Genomic DNA, 16812 nt, shown 5'->3' with positions numbered 1-16812 from the left:
GTCTCCGGAACCGGTTTTCGATGATACGCGCCGACCCTGTTCCACGCAGGCCGTCAGGGCTGCAAACCTATAATGAAAAAGTTTGCTGAATCAAGCACTTGCGCCAGCATTCGCGCGTTGCGGACCGCCGCCGCGCACCGCCCGCCGACCCGACCGAGCCCCGCATGAAAGCCTCCGAGATCCGTTCTGCCTTCCTGAAGTTCTTCGAGTCCAAGGGTCACCAGATCGTGGCCTCGAGCCCGGTGGTGCCCGGCGACGACCCGACGCTGCTGTTCACCAATGCGGGGATGAACCAGTTCAAGGACGTGTTCCTCGGCTTCGACAAGCGCCCGTACTCGCGCGCCACCACGGCGCAGAAGTGCATCCGCGCCGGCGGCAAGCACAACGACCTCGAGAACGTGGGCTACACCGCGCGCCACCACACCTTCTTCGAGATGCTGGGCAACTTCAGCTTCGGCGACTACTTCAAGCAGGACGCGATTGCCTACGCCTGGGAGCTGCTGACCGAGGTCTTCAAGCTGCCGAAGGACAAGCTCTGGGTCACCGTCTACGCCGAGGACGACGAGGCCTACGAGATCTGGAACCGGCAGGTCGGCGTGCCGGCCGAGCGCATCGTGCGGATCGGCGACAACAAGGGCGCGCGCTACGCCTCCGACAACTTCTGGATGATGGGCGACACGGGGCCCTGTGGCCCGTGCACCGAGATCTTCTACGACCACGGCCCGGAGATCCCCGGCGGCCCGCCCGGCTCGCCGAACGAGGACGGCGACCGCTACATCGAGATCTGGAACAACGTGTTCATGCAGTTCAACCGCGACGAGGCGGGCGTGATGCACAAGCTGCCCAAGCCGAGCGTGGACACCGGCATGGGTCTGGAGCGCATCACCGCGGTGCTGCAGCACGTGCACAGCAACTACGAGATCGACCTGTTCGTCGCGCTGCTGGCGGCGGCCAAGCGGGCGGTGGACGCGGCCGGTGCGGGCGACAGCGACAAGGACTCGCCTTCGCTGAAGGTCATCGCCGACCACATCCGCGCGTGCTCGTTCACCATCGTCGACGGCGTGATCCCCGGCAACGAGGGCCGCGGCTACGTGCTGCGCCGCATCGCCCGCCGCGGCATCCGCCACGGCTACAAGCTCGGCGCCCGCAAGCCCTTCTTCCACACGCTGGTGGCCGAGCTGGTGCGCCAGATGGGCGAGGCCTACCCGGAGCTGGCGCGCGCCGAGGCGCGCGTGACCGAGGTGCTGAAGCAGGAGGAGGAGCGCTTCTTCCAGACCATCGCCAACGGCATGGAGATCCTGGAATCGGCCCTGGCCGGCAGCGCGAAGACCCTCGACGGTGAAACCGCCTTCAAGCTGCACGACACCTACGGCTTCCCGCTCGACCTGACCGCCGATGTCTGCCGCGAACGCGGCGTGACGGTCGATCAGGCCGGCTTCGACGCCGCGATGAAGCGCCAGCGCGAGCAGGCGCGCGCGGCCGGCAAGTTCAAGATGGCCGCCGGCCTCGAGTACGCCGGTGCGGCCACCACCTTCCACGGCTACGAACACCTGGTGCACGAGGGCGCGAAGGTCACCGCGGTCTACGTCGACGGTTCGGCGGTGCCGAGCGCGAAGGCCGGTGACGACGCGGTGATCGTGCTCGACCACACGCCCTTCTATGCCGAGAGCGGCGGCCAGGTCGGCGACGGCGGCGAGCTGCGCAACGGCACGAGCCGCGTGATCGTCGAGGACACGCAGAAGATCCAGGCCGACGTGTTCGGCCACCACGGCCGCGTGGTCGAGGGCGAAATCCGGGTCGGCGACGTCCTGAACGCGCGGGTCGACGGCGAGCAGCGCGCGAAGACCGTGCGCAACCACAGCGTGACGCACCTGATGCACAAGGCGCTGCGCGAGGTGCTGGGCGACCACGTGCAGCAGAAGGGCTCGCTGGTGAACGCCGACCGCACCCGCTTCGATTTCGCGCACAACGCGCCGGTGACGAGCACGCAGATGAAAGAGGTGGAGGCCAAGGTAAACGCCGAGATTCTTGCGAACGTTCCGACGCAAGCTCGTGTGCTTCCAATGGAAGAAGCTCAGAAGCTCGGCGCAGTGATGCTCTTCGGCGAGAAATATGGTGATGAGGTCCGCGTGCTGGACATTGGAAGCAGCCGTGAGCTTTGCGGCGGCACTCACGTGCAGCGCACCGGTGATATAGGACTGTTCAAGATCGTCTCTGAGACGGGGGTAGCCGCTGGCGTGCGCCGCGTTGAGGCAATTACTGGTGACAACTTGCTGACGTGGATGCAAGCGTTGCAGCTTGAGCATGGTGACGTCGCCGCAATGTTGGGGACTAGCTCGACTGGCCTCTACGAGCGTGCATATCAACTGCGCAAGTTGATTCCTTCGCTAGAGAAGGAGATCGTTGCACTCAAGAGCAAGATTGCCTCCTTACAGGGCGATGAATTGCTTGCTCAGGTGATCGACGTCAAAGGCATGAAAGTGCTGGCCGCAAGGATCGAGGGTGCCGACGCCAAGACCCTGCGTGAAACTCTGGACCAGCTGAAGAACAAGCTCAAGAGCGCGGCGATCGTGCTGGCCACGGTCGAGGGCGGCAAGGTGCAGATCGCGGCCGGCGTGACGGCCGACTCGACCGCACGGGTCAAGGCCGGCGAGCTGGTCAACTTCGTGGCCCAGCAGGTCGGCGGCAAGGGTGGCGGCAAGCCGGACCTCGCGATGGCCGGTGGCACCGAGCCGGCGGGTTTGGCGGCGGCGCTGGCCTCGGTGGCCGGCTGGGTCGGCGAGCGGGCCTGAGCCGCACGGAACTGGATCGCATGAAGCCGCTGCAGCGATGCACGGGCCCCCGCGGCGGGCGGGGGTGGCGGCTCGGGATCGGCGTGGTGCTGGTGGCCGTGCTGCAGTCGGCCGCGGCGCAATCGGCCGGGCCGGAGTTCGTGGCGCCGCCGGGCTCGGCGCGCACCGATGCGGTGGTGCAGGGACCGGTGGTCGATGCGCAGACCCTGGCGCAGGAAGCGGTGGAGCTCTACGGTCGCACCTGCGCCGTCGCCGGCGGCGATGCCGGTGCGCGGGTCGACTTGGCGCTGGCCGCCGGTCTGGCGCCGCTGCAGACCGATGACGCGCAGCGCAGCAGCCTGCTGGGCGGGGCGAGCGGGCAGGTCTATGCCGCACCCGACCGCGAGGCCCTGCTGCAACTGGCGCTCGCGGATGACGGCCGCTGCGTGGTGTGGGCCGAGCATGCCGACGGGCCCAGCGTGCGCGCCGGTTTCCTGCGGGTGATCGACGAGGTCCACGGCCCGGGCACGTCGCTGCAGCCGGTGCGCGAGCGCGTGGTGCAGATCACCGGCGGCTGGCGTCGACAGACCGGTTTCGACCTCGGCGACGAGCCGGCACGGCGGGCCTTCGACGCGATCACGCTGGTCGGCAACCGACCGGGCGTGCAACTGCTGCGGGCGGCGCCGGTCGATCGTTGACGGACGCTCAGGCCGCCCGCGCGGCAACCGGGGGTGACAGTTGCGCCAGCCCGCGCAGCACATCGCCGACGATCAGCACGGCCGGGCTGCCGAGGCCTTCGCGTGCCAGCGTGTCCAGCAGGCCGCCGAGCGTGGTGAGCGCGCTGCGCTGCCGCGCGGTGCTGGCGTGCTGCACGATGGCGAGCGGCGTGCCGGCCGGCAGCGCTTCGAGCAGGCCAGCCTGCAGACGCGCCGCCTGGCTCACGCCCATGTAGATCACCAGCGTGAGGCCCTGCGCGGCCGCGGCGCCGAGCACGCGCCAGTCCAGCGGGGTGGACTCGTCCTTGGCGTGGCCGGTCACGAGCATCACACCGTGGGCATGGTCGCGGTGCGTCAGCGGCGCGCCGATCGAGGTGGCCGCGGCGAGGCCGGCGGTGATGCCGTTGACCACCTCGACGTGCACGCCGTGCGCGCGCAGCGAGGCGGCTTCCTCGCCGCCGCGCCCGAAGATGAACGGGTCGCCGCCCTTGAGCCGCACCACGCGTTCGCCGGCCAGCGCCTCGCGCAGCATCAGTTGCTCGATGAAGGCCTGCGGCGTGCTGCGGCAGCCGCCGCGCTTGCCGACGTGGACGATGCGCGCCGAGCGGCGCGCGTAGCGCAGCACCGCGTCGCCGACCAGATCGTCGACCAGCAGCACCGTGGCAGCGCGGATCGCACGCACCGCCTTCAAGGTCAGCAGCTCCGGGTCGCCGGGGCCGGCGCCGACGAGCCAGACCGTCGGCACGGGAAGTTCAGGCCGAGCGCTCATGGGTTCTTTCCTCGTGTTGTCGCATCGCGGCGTGCGAGCGGACCAGCACCTCGACCTGCTCGACGAGCGGGCCGGGGACCGGCTTCTCGCCGCTGACCACCGCCTGGATGTAGACCGCCGTCGTCGCGGCATCGCTGCTGCGCGGCAGCAGCGGCAGCTCGGCCAGCACGCCCTCGACCGCGGCACGGCCGAGTTCAGGCCGCGGCGTGCCGGCGATGAAGACATCGAGCTTCGGCAGGCGGCGCGCGTCGGCCACGGGCTCGCCCTCCGTGCCGCGCATCAGCAGGGCGTGTGCGCCGGTGTGCTGCAGGAAGCGCGTGTGCGCGGCCGCGTACTCGGGATGCGTGTAGTTGACGACGCGCAGGCAGGCGCGGCCTCGCGGCGTCAGCAGCTTGGCCACGGTGTGTGCCGGGTTGCGCAGGCCCAGCACCCAGCGCAGTTCGAGCAGCGGCACCAGCGCCGGGCACAGCACCGCGGTGGGCACGAACACCGGCTCATGGCGTGCCCAGGCATCGTGCACACCGGCGGCGTCGCGCGCGATCGGCAGCCCCAGGCTCTCGAACAACTCGTAGGTGGTGACGCGCGCCGGATCGTGCAGCGGTCCGTGCACCAGCACCGGCACGCCTTCCTGCGCCAGCAGCAGTGCGAGCAGCGGTGTGAGGTTGGGCAGCTTGCGTGCGCCGTTGTAGGAGGGCAGCAGCACCGGCATGGCATCCGCCTCCAGCACCAGGCTGCGCTCGGCCGCACAGGCGGTGAAACCGGCCAGCTCCTCGGTGCTCTCGCCCTTGATGCGCATCGCGATCGCGAACGCGCCGCGCTCGGCCTCGCTCACTTCGCGGTCGAGCACCTGGTTCATCAGGTCGCGGGCCTGGGCCTCGGTCAGCGAACGTGCGCCTTCCTTGCCGCGGCCGATTTCCTTGAGGTAGTGCGCGATGCCCATCGTGATCCGTGTTCCGCAAGACTCAGGCCAAGCCGGCCGTCTGTGCCGTCGCAGGTGCAACGGCTTGCAAACGAAGGCTAGCCCACGCTCGTCGAATGCGCACTCCCCTGGTGTGCGTCAGGCGGCCTGCACCGAACCGCGAACGAGGGTGCGCAGGGCCGGAATGCAGGAGCCGCAGTTCGTGCCGCACTTCAGCAGGCCTTGCAGTTGATCGAGCCGAGCCTCCGGGGTTCCGCTGCAGCGCGTGAGGGCGTCCAGGATCTCGGGCTCGGTGACGTTGAAGCACGAGCACACCTGCCTGCCGCGCGCCACCACCGCCACCGGCGGCTGGGCGCCCGGCCGCAGCAGCGCGCGACCGTAGGCCTGCGCCGGCAGTTCGTCGGTCAGCAGCGCCTTGATCCAGGCCTCGGCGCGGATGTCGCCGCCGAGCACGAAGGCGTCGAGCCTCGCGTTGCCGCCGTCGCTGGCCACCAGCCGCATCGCACGGCGCTGGCCGCGCTTGGGGTCGGCATAGCGCAGCGCCTGCGGGCCCGCCACGCCGAGCAGGCTTTCGATCTGCGTCATCAACTCGTCGGTCGCCGGCTGCTCGGCCGCGGCGCGGAACAGCACGCCGACCACGCCGCGCGCGTGCGGCTCGCGCCCGAAGGGCACGCAGTGCGCGTAGGTGAACGAGGGCATCAGCTGGCGCAGCCTTTGCTGCGCCAGCAGGGCCTGGTCCTCGGGCAGCCAGGCGGCGGCGAGCAGTTGCCAGGGCATCTCGGCCTTCAGCAGCTTGACCGCCGCGTGCTTGAGCTCGGGCTGCTTCGACTGCGGACAGTAGGCGCTGGGCATCAGCGTGTTGATGCCGGCCAGCCGCACGCCCGACGGCGACAGGCCGGAGACGAATTCCTCGCCCCAGTGCATTGCCACGAAGGCCTGCGCCGGCGCGACCGATTCGCTGGCGCGCACCGGCAGCATCACCGAACCGCGGCGCGAGGTCACGTGCACCAGCGCGCCTTCCTCCCAGCCGCGACGCGCGAGCTCCTGCGGATGGATCTCGACGCCGGGCTCCGCGACATGGCCGAACAGCCGGCCCAGCGTGCCGGTGCGGCTCATGCCGTGCCAGTGGTCGCGCAGCCGGCCGGTGGTCAGCGAGACCGGGTAGCGCGCGTCGCGCGGCTCCGCCACCGGCCGGTAGGCCATCGCCGCGAAGCGGGCTCGGCCGTCGGGAGTGGCGAACACGCCGTCCTCGTAGAGCCGGGCGCGGCCTTCGGCCTGGCCTTGCGGGCAGGGCCACAGCTGCGGGCCCTGGTCGAGGCGGGCGTAGCTGAGGCCGGTGATGTCGAGGTCGCGTCCGCGCGTGCTCTCGCGGTGTTCGTTCCACACCGACTCGGGGCTGGCATACGGGAACAGCGAGCCGCCGTTCGCGGCGCGGCGCGGCAGCTTCGCTTCGAGTCGGCGTGCGAAGTCGACCGCGGCGGCCCAGTCGTGGCGTGTCTCGCCGGGCGCCGCGACGGCCGGGCGCACGCGGCTGATGCGGCGTTCGCTGTTGGTGACGGTGCCGTCCTTCTCGCCCCAGGTCGTGGCCGGCAGCAGCAGGTCGGCATAGGCCGCGGTGGCGGTGGTGGCGAAAGCTTCCTGCAGCACGACGAACTCGCAGCGTTCGAGGGCGCGGCGTACCGTCGTCTGGTCGGGCATCGACTGCGCGGGGTTGGTGCAGCTGATCCACAGCGCCTTGATCTCGCCGTCGGCGGCGGCCTGGAACATCTCCACCGCGCTCTTGCCCGGCACGGCCGGCACGTCGGGCACGCCCCACAGCGCGGCGACCTCGGCGCGGTGCTGCGGATTGGCGAGGTCGCGGTGCGCGCTCAGCAGATTGGCCAGGCCGCCGACCTCGCGGCCGCCCATCGCATTGGGCTGGCCGGTCAGCGAGAACGGTCCGGCGCCGGGCTTGCCGATCAGCCCGGTGGCGAGGTGCAGGTTGATCAGCGCGGCGTTCTTGTCGGTGCCGCTCGAACTCTGGTTCAGGCCCTGGCAGTACAGGCTCAGCGTCGGCGTGTTCTGACCGAACCAGCGCGCCGCCTGCACGATGTCGTCCTCCTTCAGCCCGCAGACCTGGGCCACGTGCTTGGGCGTGAACTCGCGCACCCGGTCGCGCAGCGCCTCGAAGCCGGTGGTGTGGGCGGCGATGTAGGCCGTGTCGGTCAGGCCCTCCCACATCAGCAGGTGCAGCAAGCCGTGGAACAGTGCCACGTCGGTGCCGGGCAGCAGCGGCAGGTGCAGGTCGGCGACCTCGGCGGTCTCGGTGCGGCGCGGGTCGGCGACGATCAGCTTCATCGCCGGGTTGGCGGCGCGTGCATCCTCGAGCCGGCGGAACAGGATGGGGTGGGCCCAGGCGGTGTTGCTGCCGGTGATGAAGATCGTGTTGGCGTGCTTCAGGTCGTCGTAGCAGGCCGGCGGAGCGTCGGCGCCGAGCGTGGCCTTGTAGCCGGCCACCGCGCTGCTCATGCACAGGCGTGAGTTGGTGTCGACGTTGTTGGTGCCGATCAGGCCCTTGGCGATCTTGTTGAAGACGTAGTAGTCCTCGGTCAGCAACTGGCCCGACAGGTAGAAGCCCACCGCGTCGGGACCGTGCTGCGCGATCACCCCCGCAAAGCGCTCGGCGGCCTCGTCGAGCGCGGCGTCCCAGCCCACCGGCTGGGCGGTCTGACCGCGCGCAGCACGCCGCAGCGGCTGCAGCAGGCGCGTCTGCTGCGTGATGGCCGCCGAGGCGGTGAGGTGCAGCGTGCTGCCCTTGGTGCACAGCCGCCCGAAGTTCGCCGGGTGCTCCGGATCGCCGCGCACGCCGGTGATCTGCGCGCCCTGCGACTCGATGATCACGCCGCAGCCGACACCGCAGTAAGGACAGGTCGATCGGGTCTCGCGCATGGGATCGGGCGTGCGGTCGTCAGTCGTCGTCTTCAGGCCGTCGCCTTGCTGCAGGGGCCCGCGACCGGGGCCACGGCGTCGAGCGCCTTGCTCGCCAGTTCCGCGGCATCGAGGAAGACCTCGCCACCCTCGACCTTGCAGGCGAAGGTCGGCGTGCAGCCCTCGTCGGGCGCCTTGGCGCAGCCGTCGGCCAGACCGATGGTCCAGTTGTGCAGCGGGCAGGCCACGCTCTCGCCGAACACGATGCCCTGGCTCAGCGGACCGCCCTTGTGCGGGCAGCGGTCGAGCAGTGCGAACACCTTGTCCTCGCTGTTGCGGAACACCGCCACGGCCACTGCGTTGGCGCGCAGCACGCGGCGCGCCCCCAGCACCGGGATGTCGTCGACACGGCAGATCGTCTTCCAGTCACTCATCATCAGTCTCCTTCGGGCTCAGGCGTTCAGCGCGTCGAACTGGCGCTTGTCGACCTCGGCCTTGTCGAACTCGAACCACGGATCGGGTTCGCCGTCGAGCGCGAACTGCAGTCGCTCCCACAGCGCCTTGCGGCCCTGGGCGTCGTCGAGGATCTTCTTCTTCACGTAGTCGAGCCCGACCCGGTTCACGTAGTGCACCGTGCGCTCGAGGTACCAGCCTTCCTCGCGGTAGAGCTGGCAGAAGGCGCCGGTGTACTCGAGCACCTCCTCCGGCGTCTTCAGCTTGACGAAGAAGTGCGCCACCTCGGTCTTGATGCCGCCGTTGCCAGCCACGTACATCTCCCAGCCGGAATCGACGCCGATGATGCCGACGTCCTTGATGCCGGCCTCGGCGCAGTTGCGCGGGCAGCCCGACACGGCGAACTTCACCTTGTGCGGCGCGTACATGCGCCACATCGCGCGCTCCAGGTCCTTGCCCATCTGCGTGCTGTCCTGGGTACCGAAGCGGCACCACTCGCTGCCCACGCAGGTCTTCACCGTGCGCAGCGCCTTGGCGTAGGCGTGGCCGCTGGGCATGCCGATGTCCTTCCAGACCGCGGGCAGGTCTTCCTTCTTCACGCCCAGCAGGTCGATGCGCTGGCCGCCGGTGACCTTGACGGTCGGGATCTTGTACTTGTCCACGGCGTCGGCAAGCCGGCGCAGCTCGGAGGCCGTGGTCTCGCCGCCCCACATGCGCGGGATCACCGAGTAGGTGCCGTCCTTCTGGATGTTGGCGTGGCTGCGCTCGTTGATGAAGCGCGACTGCGGATCGTCACGCGCCTCCTTCGGCCAGGTGCTGATCAGGTAGTAGTTGACGGCCGGCCGGCAGCTCGAGCAGCCGTTCGGGGTGCGCCAGTTCAGGGCCTTGTAGACGCCGTCGACCGTGAGCAGCTTGCTGCCGTCCGACGGCACGGTGCGGATCGCCTCGCGCACCTCGGCGTGGCTGTAGTCGGTGCAGCCGCACATCGCCTTCTTGGTGGGGGCGGCCGAGTAGTCGCCGCCGGCGGTGAACATCAGCAGCTGCTCGACCAGGCCGGTGCAGGAGCCGCAGCTCGCGCTGGCCTTGGTGTGCTTCTTCACCTCCTCGAGGGTGAACAGGCCCTTCTCCTTGATGGCCTTGCAGATCGTGCCCTTGGTGACGCCGTTGCAGCCGCAGACCTCGTCGCTGTCGGCCATCGCGGCGGCCTTGCTGTGGCCCTCGTGGCCGGTGTCGCCGATGTTGGACTCGCCGAACATCAGCTTGTCGCGGATGTCGGCGATGCTGCGGCCCTCGCGCAGCAGCTTGAAATACCAGGAGCCGTCGACGGTGTCGCCATACAGGCAGGCACCGACCAGCTTGTCGTCCTTGATGACGAGCTTCTTGTAGACGCCGCCGAAGGGATCGCTCATCACGATCTCCTCGGTGTCGCCGCCGCCCATGAACTCGCCGGCCGAGAACAGGTCGATGCCGGTGACCTTGAGCTTGGTGCTGGTCAGGCTGCCGGTGTAGCGGCCGATGCCGAACTGCGCCAGATGCGTCGCGCACACCTTGCCCTGCTCGAACAGCGGCGCGACCAGGCCGTAGGCGATGCCGCGGTGCGCGGCGCATTCGCCGACCGAGTAGATGCGCGGGTCGGTCACCGTCTGCAGGGTGTCGGTGACGACGATGCCGCGGTTGCAGTGCAGGCCGGCCTTTTCGGCGAGCTCGGTGTTGGGGCGGATGCCGGCGGCCATGACCACCAGGTCGGCGGGGATCTCCTTGCCGTCCTTGAAGCGCACGGCCATCACGCGGCCTTGCTTGTCGCCGATCAGTTGCTCGGTCTGCGCACCGATCAGGAACTTCAGGCCGCGGTCCTCCAGCGACTTCTGCAGCAGCCTGCCCGCCACGTCGTCGAGCTGGCGCTCCATCAGCCACGGCATGATGTGGACCACGGTGACCTGCATGCCGCGCAGCATCAGGCCGTTGGCAGCCTCCAGGCCCAGCAGGCCGCCGCCGATCACGACCGCGTGCTGGTACTTGGTGGCGGTCTCGATCATCGTGTTGGTGTCGGCGATGTCGCGGTAGGCGATCACGCCCTGCAGGTCCTTGCCCGGCACCGGCAGGATGAAGGGGTTGGAGCCGGTGGCGACCAGCAGGCGGTCGTATTCGGCCTCGGTGCCGTCGGACGCGCGCACGACGCGCTTCACGCGGTCGATCTCGGTGACCTTCTTGCCCAGGTGCAGCGTGATGCCGTGCTCGGCGTACCAGTCGAGCGGATTGAGGATGATCTCGTCGACCGTCTGCTCGCCCGCCAGCACCGGGCTCAGCAGGATGCGGTTGTAGTTCGGGTGCGGCTCGGCCCCGAACACGGTGATGTCGTAGAGATCGGGCGCGATCTTCAGCAGCTCTTCCAGGGTGCGGACGCCGGCCATGCCGTTGCCCACCATCACGAGTTTCATCTTCTTCATGCGCAGATCTCCTTCGACCACAGCTGAGGTTTAGCAATCGGGGTGCCAACGCGGCGGCGCGCGCGGCGTTCGGCGGCAGAATCGGCGCGCCCCGGCCGCGGCGCACTGCAGCGCGGGGGGAACCTGGATTGCGGCCTTTCATGAGCTTCGACGTCGACATCGGGCATGCCAGCCACAAGGGCCCGCGCGAGCGCAACGAGGACTTCGCCGCGGCGCTGCGGGCAGCGCCGCACGAGGCCGGCCGCGGCCTGATCGCGGCCATCGCCGACGGCGTGTCGGCCGGCGGCCACGGCCTGGTGGCGGCGCAGACCGCGGTGATCTCGCTCGTCAACGATTTCCACGCCGTGCCCGCGACCTGGGAGACCACCGTCGCGCTCGACCGTCTGCTGGGGGCGCACAACGCCTGGCTGGTCGACCACAACCGGCGCCGCAGCGGTGATGCGTCGGGCCTGACCACGCTGACCGCGGTGGTGCTGCGCGGCCACACCTGGACCGTGGCCCACGTCGGTGACACGCGGGCCTGGCTGTTGCGCGGCAGCGAATGCACGCAACTCACCCACGACCACGCCTTCGACCACCCGGACCTGCGCAGCCAGCTCACGCGTGCGATCGGACTCGACGACAGCCTGCGCATCGACTTCCACCAGGGCGAGCTGCAGATCGGCGACACGCTGCTGCTCAGCAGCGACGGTGTGCACCAGGTGCTCAAGCACGCCGCGATGCGCGAGCTGCTCGGCGCCGCCGAGACCGCGCAGCAGGCGAGCGAGCGGCTGGTCGAGGCGGCGCTCGCGGCGGGGGGCCGAGACAACGCCACTGCGCTGGTCGTCCGCGTGCGCGGCCTCGATGCCGGCAGCCTGGACGACGCCCTGCTGCTGGGACGCCAGTTGCCGATTCCGCCGCGCCTCAAGGTGGGCGACACGCTCGATGGCTACGTGATCACCGCGCTGGTGGCCAACACCGGCGTGCACCGGCTGGTGCAGGCGCGCGATGCGGCGACGCGCGAGCTGGTGGCGATCAAGACGCTGCACGAGTCGCGCGCCGGCGATCCCGAGGAGCGCGCGATGCTGGCCCACGAGGCCTGGCTGGGCCGCACGGTCACCGAGCGCGACGGCCAGGGCTTCGTGCGGGTGCGCGAGCCGCGCGATCCGAGCGCCTTCTATGCGGTGTTCGACTGGCATGGCGGCCGCACGCTCGAGCAGCTGCTGGAGGCCGGGCAGGCCTTCAGCGTGGAGGAGATCGTGCAGGGCACGCTGGCCGCGGCGCGCGCGCTGGGCCGGCTGCACCGTCAGCGCGTGGTGCATCGCGACGTCAAGCCGGCCAACCTGCACCTGGGCGACGACGGCCAGTGGCGCCTGCTCGACCTGGGCGTGGCGATCTCCGGTCGCGAGCCGCCGGCGGTGCGCAGCCTGCATGCCGGCACGCCCAGCTACATGAATCCCGAGCAGTGGGAAGCAGGGCATGCCGGCGCGGACGCGGCGAGCGATCTCTACGCGCTGGGCGTCACGCTCTACCGCTGGCTGAGCGGCCGGCTGCCGTACGGCGAGATCGAGCCGTTCCAGATCGCGCGCTACCGTCGCGACCCGGTCGCGCCCTCGCGGCTGCGGCCCGAGCTGCCGATCTGGCTGGACCACGTGGTGCTGAAGGCCGTGGCGCGCGAGCGCCAGCAGCGCTTCGAGACGGCCGAGGAGTTCGTGCTGGCGCTGGAGCGCGGCGCATCGCGCCCGCTCGCCGCACCGCCGGCGACGCCGCTCGTCGCCCGCGACCCGAGCGCGCTGTGGAAGATCGCCTTCGCGATCTCGCTGCTGTTCAACGTGCTGCTCGTGGTGTGGCTGCTGTTCCTGCCGCGCTGAAGCGGGGCAGGCGGCGTCGGGCCGGCGGCGGGTCATGTGGCGGCCCCGGGACTAGCGTTGCGCGGACCGGCCCGCGGCGCCGTAGTCGGTCGGTGCGGCCATCGGGCGCGCCCGCCCGCCCTTTTCGGCCCAGGTGCGGGTCCAGCGGATCTGCACCCGGCGCAGCATCACCAGCATCACGAGGGCCAGCACCGCGAAGGCGACGAAGCCCCACAGATAGGTGCCGGCCAGCTGCTTGGACTGCCCCATCGCATTGGGCAGGAAGCCGCCGCCGAGTGCGCCGACCTCGCCGATCATCGAACCGGCCACCGCGGTGGTCATCGGCCAGCGCAGCGGCACCAGCTGGAACAGTGCGCCGTTGCCGGCGCCGAGTGCCGCGAAGCACAGCATGAAGAGCAGCGTCGTGACCGCCACCGAGTTGCCGGCGAAGCCGCACATCACCAGCGTCACGATCACGATCACCAGCACGCCGCTGAGCGTGTTGATGCCGCCGATGCGGTCGGAGATGTAGCCGCCGAGCACGCGCACCGCCGAGCCCATCAGCGTGGCCAGCATGGTCAGCTGGCCGGCCTCGATCTTGGTGACGTGGAACTGGTCGTAGAAGTAGGTCGGCAGGAAGCTCGCCAGACCGATGAAGCCGCCGAAGGTGATGATGTAGATCAGGCTGAAGGCCCAGCCGTCCTTCTCGAACAGGCAGGCGACGTGCTCGCGCAGCGTCTGGTGCTCGCGGTCCGGCGGCTCCTTGGCGGCGAACCACATCACCAGCATCGGCAGCAGCATGGTGCAGGCCGCCAGGCCGTAGACGGTGGACCAGCCGAACTTGGCCGCCAGCGGCGGCGCGAACAGCACCGCGAGCACCGTGCCCGAGTTGCCGGCGCCGGCGATGCCCATCGCCAGCCCCTTGTGCTGCGGCGGGAACCAGCCCGAGCCCAGCGACAGCGCGACGCCGAAGCTCGCGCCGGCGATGCCGAGCAGCACGCCCATCGCGAGCACGCCGTCGTAGCTGTCCACGTAGCCGTAGCCGTAGCCCAGCGCGGCGACGATCAGGCCCATCTCGACCATCGCCGCGTTCTTGCGGCCGATGTACTGCGACAGCACGCCCAGCGGGAAGCGCATCAGCGCGCCGGCCAGGATCGGCACCGACACCATGAAGCCCTTCTGCGCGGCGGTGAGCTGGAAGCTCTCGCTGATGAAGGGCGCCATCGCGCCGTTCAGCACCCAGATCGCGAAGCAGAAGTCGAAGTAGAGGAAGGACGCGAGCAGCGTGGGCCAGTGGCCCGAGCGCACGAAGGTCTTGAAATCAGCCATGGCGTGACGTGCCTGCGCTCACGCGCGGCAGCGATGCGAGAAGAGGAGGTGGGGTGCCGCCGTGAAGGCGGCCGACGACGGCGAGCTCATGGTGCTTCTCCAGGGAGAACGGTCGCTCGGCCCCGGGGGGCGAGTGACGAAGGCACGAAGCTGGGCACGTCGGTGTGCACAGGACCGGGCGTGCGGAGCGCCGATCCGGGCGCGTCGCTGCGCCCGCGTTGTGCGGAGCAGCATTCGTGCCAGGGGGCGGCTGGCGGCACGCCGGCTGCTCCATACTGGCGCCCCCGGCAGGTCGCGCCCTGCGTCCGCTCCTCTGGAAAGGCCCCGTCGTCGCGTGACTTCCGTTCTCCTTGTGCTCGACCCCGATCACGGTGCGCCACCGCTGGCGGCCGATCTGCGTGCGGCCGGCATTCACGTGCTTGGTGCCTGCCCATGCGACAAGCTGGTGCAGGAGGCACTGCGGCAGGGACCCGATGTGCTGGTGGGGTGGTCTTCGCACCCGGGTGAGCCGTTGTTCCGTGCGCTGGACATCCTGCGCACGACCCAGGCCCTGCCAGTGCTCGTGTTCAGCGGCGACGCCGGCGTCGAGGTCATGGAGCGCGCCCTGCAGTGCGGCGTGCAGGGCTGGGTGGTGCAGGGCTACGCCGCAGCACGGCTGCGGCCGTTGTTGCAGCTCGTGCAGGCGCGCTTCCGCCACGAGCGAGGGTTGCGCGATGCGCTCGAGGACCTGGGGCACCGCTACGAGGAACGCAAGCTGGTCGACCGGGCCAAGGGCATCCTGATGCTGGCGCGCCAGGTCCCGGAAGACGAGGCCTTCAGGCTGCTGCGCCAGAGCGCGATGCAGCAGCAACTGCGCGTCGGTCAGGCAGCCCAGCTGCTCATCGATGCCGCGCAGGATGCTGCCGGGGTCAACCGCTCCGGCCAGCTGCGCATGCTGTCGCAACGACTGGTCAAGCTCTATGCACTGCAGCTGGCCTGCGATGCGACCGAGGCCGGCGCCGTGCGGACCCTGCAGTCGCAGGCGGTCGAGCGCCTGGAGGCCAACCTGGCCCAGCTGGGCCGCCTGCTGTCCAAGCCCACCTTCGGCGACCTGCTGGACGGCGTGCTGAGCGCCTGGAAACCGCTGGACGCGATGCTCGGCGAAGTGCCGCAGGCCGCGCGCCTGCTCAAGCTCGATGCGCTGGCCGAGGCACTGCTGCAGGCCGCCGAGACGCTGACCGCCGCCCTGGAGCAGGCCAGCGGCATGCCGCGCCTGCACGTGATCAACCTCGCGGGCCGGCAGCGCATGCTGAGCCAGCGGCTGGCCAAGGAGGTGCTGCTGGCCACGCTGCTGCCGGGGCCGATGGCCGCGCTGGCGCGCGAGGCGGCCGAGCGCACCGCGCTCGAGGCCGAGCAGGCGCTGGCCGCGTTGCAGGCCGCGCCGCTGTCGACCCCCGAGATCCGCGCGACGCTGGCCGCCGCGGCGCAGGCCTGGCCACGGATGCGCGCCGGCATCGACGCCGCCGGCACGCCGGCCGGTCGGCAGCAACTGGCTGACGCGAGCGACACGCTGCTCGAGCGCTTCGAGCAGCTCACCGGGCAGATCGAGCACAGCATGCAGACGCTGATCGGCTGACGCAGGCCCTAGGGGGTTCGACACCCTCAAGCTGGGGGGGCGCGCCTGCGGTGCAGGGCTATCATGGTTCGAGCACCATGAGCGTTCCCTTCGAGTCCTCCGCCACCGCGTCGGCCCTCACCGAGGCGCTTGAAAAGCTCGGTCTGCCCGTCTACACGAAGGACGCCGCGGGTCGCTACACACACCTCAACGCGGCGGCGGTCGCGGCGCTCGGCGTGCCCGCCGAGGCCTGCGGCCGGACCGACGCCGAACTGCTCACCGCGCCGACCGCCGGCGCGCTGCGCGCCGCCGACCAGGCCGCGCTGGCCCGGCCCGGCGCCAGCGTCAGCGAACACAGCCTCGAGTTCGGCGGCGAGCGGCGCGAGTTCCTCGGTGCGCGCGTGCCGCTCGATGGGGGAGCCCTGCTGGGCGTGTGGGTCGAGCGCAGCGAGCGCACCCGCCTGTCCGGCCAGCTGCAGCAGGCGCTGCACCAGCTCGAGGAGCAGCAGCGCGCCAACGAGGCGCTGCGCAGCGATGCCGAGAACCGCAACGCGTCGGGCGAGCCGGTGCGCAGCATCGGGCGGCGCGAGCAGTTCGATGACCAGTTGCGCCGTGAGATCGACCTGTCGCTGCGCGAGCACCGCGAGTTCGCCGTCGTCTATATCCATGTCGATGCGCCACCCGCCGGCAGCCCGCCCCATGACGACGCCGGTCGCGAGCGCGTCTTCGAGGCGATGGCCCGGCTGCTGCGCAGCAATACGCGCGCGATGGATGCCCCGTGCCGTCTCGAGGGCGAGCGCTTCGCGCTGCTGCTGTCCGGGATGGGCCTGGCGACGGCCCATGCCCGCATGGAGGGAATGCGCCGCCAGTGCGCAACGCAGCTCGTGCCCAAGGGCGGCGCGGCGCTGCGGTTCACGGTGTCGATGGGGCTCGCGAGCTTCCCGCACACCGCGCAGACGCAGGCCGGGCTGCTGCACGCCGCCGAGACTGCGCTGGCGCAGGCCGTGCAGCGTGGCGGCAACCACGTGGCGCTGGCCAGCATCGCCTTCGGCGGGGCCACGGTCGGCTGACCGCAGGG

At 70.5% G+C, this 16812-nt stretch carries 11 protein-coding genes; 5 read left to right on the top strand and 6 right to left on the bottom strand.

Features of this window, described 5'->3' with window-relative positions; translation table 11 throughout:
- Positions 1-164: 164 nt before the first annotated feature.
- Positions 165-2792: an alanine--tRNA ligase gene (gene alaS, locus C1M51_RS15765; RefSeq protein ID WP_129451280.1), complete on the top strand. Its 2628-nt coding sequence runs from the start codon at positions 165-167 to the stop codon at positions 2790-2792.
- A 20-nt stretch (positions 2793-2812) separates the two neighbouring features.
- Entirely contained in the window at positions 2813-3469 is a 657-nt protein-coding gene (locus C1M51_RS15760; protein ID WP_129451278.1) for an NMCC_0638 family (lipo)protein, read from the top strand.
- Between the two features lie 7 nt (positions 3470-3476).
- On the opposite strand, the gene cobA is transcribed toward C1M51_RS15760, so the two are convergent.
- The 5 genes from cobA to nirB form a co-directional block, all read right to left on the bottom strand.
- On the bottom strand, positions 3477-4256 hold the full coding sequence (gene cobA / locus C1M51_RS15755; RefSeq protein WP_129451276.1) for a uroporphyrinogen-III C-methyltransferase: 780 nt from the start codon (positions 4254-4256) through the stop codon (positions 3477-3479).
- Positions 4240-5196 carry a DNA-binding protein YbiB gene (ybiB, locus tag C1M51_RS15750; protein ID WP_129451274.1) on the bottom strand — a complete coding sequence of 319 codons (957 nt, stop codon included), beginning with the start codon at positions 5194-5196 and terminating at the stop codon, positions 4240-4242. Before ybiB ends, cobA begins: the two co-directional genes overlap by 17 nt.
- Before the next feature lie 117 nt (positions 5197-5313).
- Positions 5314-8103, bottom strand: coding sequence for a nitrate reductase (locus C1M51_RS15745; RefSeq protein ID WP_129451272.1), 2790 nt, complete (start codon positions 8101-8103; stop codon positions 5314-5316).
- A 32-nt stretch (positions 8104-8135) separates the two neighbouring features.
- A complete protein-coding gene (nirD, locus tag C1M51_RS15740) occupies positions 8136-8516 on the bottom strand; it encodes a nitrite reductase small subunit NirD (RefSeq protein WP_129451271.1) in 381 nt (126 codons plus the stop codon).
- An 18-nt stretch (positions 8517-8534) separates the two neighbouring features.
- Positions 8535-10982, bottom strand: a complete 2448-nt coding sequence (nirB, locus tag C1M51_RS15735; RefSeq protein ID WP_129451269.1) for a nitrite reductase large subunit NirB — start codon at positions 10980-10982, stop codon at positions 8535-8537.
- Positions 10983-11122: 140 nt separating this feature from the next.
- Here nirB and C1M51_RS15730 point away from each other — a divergent pair, with 140 nt between their 5' ends.
- Positions 11123-12832, top strand: a complete 1710-nt coding sequence (locus C1M51_RS15730; protein WP_129451267.1) for a bifunctional protein-serine/threonine kinase/phosphatase — start codon at positions 11123-11125, stop codon at positions 12830-12832.
- Between the two features lie 51 nt (positions 12833-12883).
- Here C1M51_RS15730 and C1M51_RS15725 read toward each other — a convergent pair whose 3' ends face one another.
- Positions 12884-14140: a nitrate/nitrite transporter gene (locus C1M51_RS15725; protein ID WP_129451265.1), complete on the bottom strand. Its 1257-nt coding sequence runs from the start codon at positions 14138-14140 to the stop codon at positions 12884-12886.
- A gap of 334 nt (positions 14141-14474) precedes the next feature.
- Between C1M51_RS15725 and C1M51_RS15720 the strand changes: the two genes are divergently transcribed.
- Together C1M51_RS15720 and C1M51_RS15715 are read left to right on the top strand one after the other, a co-directional pair.
- Positions 14475-15755, top strand: coding sequence for a type IV pili methyl-accepting chemotaxis transducer N-terminal domain-containing protein (locus C1M51_RS15720; protein ID WP_129451263.1), 1281 nt, complete (start codon positions 14475-14477; stop codon positions 15753-15755).
- Between the two features lie 77 nt (positions 15756-15832).
- Positions 15833-16804 carry a sensor domain-containing diguanylate cyclase gene (locus C1M51_RS15715; protein ID WP_129451261.1) on the top strand — a complete coding sequence of 324 codons (972 nt, stop codon included), beginning with the start codon at positions 15833-15835 and terminating at the stop codon, positions 16802-16804.
- The last annotated feature ends 8 nt before the right edge of the window (positions 16805-16812 follow it).

Origin of the sequence: Methylibium sp. Pch-M (assembly GCF_004136295.1) — a bacterium.
Lineage (GTDB): Bacteria > Pseudomonadota > Gammaproteobacteria > Burkholderiales > Burkholderiaceae_C > Methylibium > Methylibium petroleiphilum.
Note: the sequence above shows the minus strand (reverse complement) of the source record. Positions and strands in the feature narration are given on the sequence as shown.